Annotated in this window: 4 protein-coding genes; all 4 read left to right on the top strand. The window is 70.5% G+C overall.

What is annotated here, in order from left to right; genetic code table 11:
* The first annotated feature begins 987 nt into the window (after nt 1-987).
* The 4 genes from ACTUAL_RS01085 (at nt 988) to ACTUAL_RS01070 (ending at nt 3,540) form a co-directional block, all read left to right on the top strand.
* A complete protein-coding gene (locus ACTUAL_RS01085; protein WP_012783441.1) occupies nt 988-1,146 on the top strand; it encodes a hypothetical protein in 159 nt (52 codons plus the stop codon).
* A gap of 49 nt (nt 1,147-1,195) precedes the next feature.
* The gene (locus ACTUAL_RS01080) at nt 1,196-1,756 is read left to right on the top strand and encodes a PH domain-containing protein (protein WP_096491560.1); all 561 of its coding nucleotides are present in this window, start codon (nt 1,196-1,198) and stop codon (nt 1,754-1,756) included.
* Between the two features lie 17 nt (nt 1,757-1,773).
* Entirely contained in the window at nt 1,774-2,631 is an 858-nt protein-coding gene (locus tag ACTUAL_RS01075; protein ID WP_096491561.1) for a PHP domain-containing protein, read from the top strand.
* A 69-nt stretch (nt 2,632-2,700) separates the two neighbouring features.
* Nucleotides 2,701-3,540: a RecB family exonuclease gene (locus ACTUAL_RS01070; RefSeq protein ID WP_440898938.1), complete on the top strand. Its 840-nt coding sequence runs from the start codon at nt 2,701-2,703 to the stop codon at nt 3,538-3,540.
* The last annotated feature ends 521 nt before the right edge of the window (nt 3,541-4,061 follow it).

Genomic DNA, 4,061 nt, shown 5'->3' with positions numbered 1-4,061 from the left:
GCCCGACGGAACCGGCCCCAGGAGTCGACCCGACGGCACCGGCCCGACGGAACCGGCCCCAGGAGCCGACCCGACGGCACCGGCCCGACGACGGAACCGGCGCCAGGAGCGGGCGCTTCCGGAGTGGGCCACTTCCTGGGCGGGCCGCTTCCGGGGCGGGCCGCTTCCTGGGTGGGCCGCTTCCGGGGCGGGCCCGACGGATGATCAAGATCACATCATCGCCCTCCGCCCGCTCATCTCACCCCACTCCAGCCCCACTCCACCCCATCTCGGTGCGCTCGCCCTGTTCAGCGCTCACTGAGACCGCGCAGGTGAAGCCCCGGTCACCCACCGCATCCACAACGTCACCCGCAGGTCAACCCCTCAGCCACCCACTCCACCCGACCGGTTCGCGCCTCACGGGAACCTCACGCGTCCGGGTGGTACAAAGATCGTCCCCAGGGCTCCGGCCCGGCCTCCCCCGCGTCCCGTGCACCTGACGTGGATCACCGGTGTGGCGAAGATCGCAACTACCGGTGAACAGGTGTGCCCGAAGCGTCGCCAGGGCATTCGATCTCCGGATAGGCGCAGGCAGGGGCCTTGTCCTCGGCTCTCGCGCGCCTCCGTGGCGGCGAGGCGCCCGAGCCCCGTGCTGCCCAAAGATCGTCACTCTGCGTATCTATTTTGCGGACATTCGGACGATCAAGCGCGGACGATCGCCCCCGGCAGGTCCGAACGGATGACGCGCCGTCGCAACCCGTCCCTCACCTGGGGGATCAGCACTGCGCAGCAGGTGGCAGCCTGCGGTCGGTCGCCGTCCCGGCTGCTCTGGAGCGGCGCATCGCGTCGCGTGCGCCCAGCGTTACGGCTACTCTCCGTCGTGGCACCGGTTCGGCGGTGCACCGCGCTGACCCATGTGCGGTACAAAGCTCCCAACGTGCTGCCTGGTGCGGTACAACGGGTCTCACTGGCGCCAAACGGGTGCGGTAGCGAACGGGGTTGATCATCGTGAACCTGAAGAAGATCCTCACCTTCGCCGGAGTCGGCTTGCTCTTGTTCTTCCTCATCGCGGAGCCGACCCAGGCGGCCCAGACGGTGACGAACATCCTGAACACGCTCCGGGAAGCGGCTGAGGCGCTCATCACCTTCGTGAAGCAGCTCTTCTGATCCAACCCGGCTCACCGGCTCCACCCCCACCGGCGCGGAGGGTCACAGCATGTTCGCACCACGAGACCCCGACGAGTACCTGCTGTCGACGGAGCGAAGGGTCATCAGGGTCCGCAGGCACTGGTCAGTGCTCCTGGGAGACCTCCTGGAGGCCTTCGCCCTGCTCGCGGGCTGCATGATCATTTCTTCACTGCTGCCCCAGAGCCTCGGCTTCGTCCAGAACATCCTCTGGTACGCGTCGCTCATCGTGGTGCTCAGGCTGGCCTACCTCGTGATCGAGTGGTGGGTGGAGCGCATCGTCGTCACGGACAAGCGGTTCATGCTGACCTCGGGCGTGTTCGACACCAAGGTCGCCATGATGCCGATCTCCAAGGTCACCGACCTCACCTACGAGCGCACCTTCGTCGGACGCATGTTCGGCTTCGGCACGCTCATCGTGGAGTCGGCGGGTCAGATCCAGGCGCTCAACCGCCTGGAGTTCCTGCCCAACCCGGAAGAGGTGTACGACGCCATCTCCGAGCTGACCTTCGGCGACAAGAAGGCGCAGGCCGAGCGCTTCTCCATGATCAAGGCTCAGCGGGCGGCCCGAGGTAAGAAGATGGTCCCCTAGTAGTTCAGACTGGGCGGGTGCGCATCGACCTGCACACCCACTCGACCGAGTCGGACGGCACCGACACACCCGCTGGACTGGTGGCCGCCGCGGCTGACGCAGGCCTGCACGCGATCGCGATCACCGATCACGACACCGCGGCGGGCTGGGCGGAGGCCGCGGCGGCACTGCCCGCCGGGATGCGCCTGGTGCGCGGCGCCGAGCTCTCCTGCGCCTCCGACGACGGCCGGGGCAGGGTGATCACCGTCCACCTGCTCGCCTACCTCTACGACCCCACCTCGCAGGCCCTCGTCGAGGAGCAGCAGCGGCTGCGCCTCGAACGCAGGCAGCGCCTGCGGCTGATGGCCGAGCTGATGCGCGAGGACGGCTTCCCCGTCGACCCCGACGAGATGATGGCGTCCATGCCCGCCGACGCCCCCGCGGGCCGACCCCACCTCGCCATGGCCCTGATCAGGGGCGGCGTGGTCACCAGCGTGGACGAGGCGTTCGCCCGCTACCTCACCTCGGGCCGCTACTACGTCCCCCGCACCGACACCCCCGTCGCCCGCGCGATCCAGATGATCGAGGACGCGGGCGGCGTGACCGTCCTGGCCCACCCCTTCGCGGTCTCGCGCGGCCCGGTCATCAGCGAGGAGGTCCTGGCCTCCCTGGCCGACCAGGGCCTGGCGGGCGTGGAGGTCGACCACCCCGACCACGACCCCGCGACCCGCACCCGCGTTCGCGGCCTGGCCCGCGAACTGGGCCTGCTCACCACCGGTTCCAGCGACTACCACGGCACCAACAAGACCACCCGGATCGGCGCGGAGACGACGGCCCCGGAGGTCCTGGACGAACTGGCCGACCGCGCGACCGGCTGCAAGGTCCTCACCGGCTAGCGGGCGGGCAGCGCACAGCCCGCCCAGGGGTGGTGCGCGCTGTCGGTGGTCCTCGGTAGCGTTGCCCCCGTGCAGGAGCAGCTAGGTCTGGACTTCGGCGCGCCTCCGCGCAAGCTGGTCCGGGTCACCCCCGCCAAGCTCGCCACGTGGGCCGACTGCCCGCGCCGGTTCCGCATGGCCTACGTCGACCGCCCGAGCCCGGCCCGCGGCGGCCCGTGGGCGCACAGCGCCATGGGCGCGGCCGTGCACAACGCGCTCAAAGCCCTGTTCGACCTGCCCCCGGCCCAGCGCTCACCCGACCGGGCGGTGGCGCTGCTCACCCGCGCCTGGAAGTCCGACGGCTTCCGGGACGCCGAGCAGTCCTGGCGCTACCGGGACCGCGCCGCGGGCTGGGTGCGCGACTACGTCGAGGACCTGGACACCACGATCGACCCGATCGGCGTCGAGCGCTGGGTGTCCGCCCCCACCGGCACGATCGTCGCCGAGGGCCGGGTGGACCGGATCGACCTGCGCGGCGACGAGCTGGTGATCGTCGACTACAAGACCGGCAAGCACGCCCTCTCCACCGACGACGCCCGAGGCTCCCAGGCCCTCGCCCTCTACGCCGTCGCCGCCCGCCGCACCCTGCGCAAGCCGTGCGCCAGGGTCGAGCTCCACCACCTGCCGACCGGCTCGGTAGCCGTGTGGGAGCACACCGAGGAGAGCATCGGCAGGCACGTGGCGCGCGCCGAGGAGGCCGCGGACGACATCGTGCTGGCCGAGAGCACCCTGGCCGCGGGCGCGGACCACGACGAGGTCTACCCGCCCAGAACGGGCAGGCAGTGCTCCTGGTGCGACTTCAGGCGCCACTGCCCCGAGGGCCAGGAGGCCGCGCCGACGATCGACCCGTGGGCGCTGCTCGCCCCCTGACCACCCCACCGCCCCGCTGGTGGAACGACGAGCGTGCAACCGACGATGGGGAAACCATGGCGATGAGTGACGCGGCGACGGTCGAGTTCCCCGCGCAATCCGCACGCCCCCACACCCCGCAGCGCCCAGACCCGGCGCCGCTGCGACTGTGGCGAGGCTTCAGCGGCTCCCTGGCAGCAGGCCTGGTCCTGCTCCTGGCGGTAGAGCTATTCGTACAACTCTGGGCCTCAGGCCACTCGGTCCCAGGCCCAGGAACCGCAGTGGTAACCGGCCACGCAATCGCAGCCGCCCTGGCGATAACCGCCCAACTGGCAGCAGACCGCACCAAGTCCTGGACCTCAGCCGCCCTGGCGACAACCGTGGTCCTGGTGACCGCCGTATCCCTCTGGTTCCTCTGGTGGGCCTGACAACACCACAGAAACCAGGACGCCCCACTCCCGCGCCCACTACTCCACGCCGCAGGTTGACCACTTCGCGGGCTAACCGCCTCGCGGGCTGCAGGGCGAGCGAAGCGAGCCCGC

This window comes from Actinosynnema sp. (assembly GCF_052038725.1).
Note: the sequence above shows the minus strand (reverse complement) of the source record. Positions and strands in the feature narration are given on the sequence as shown.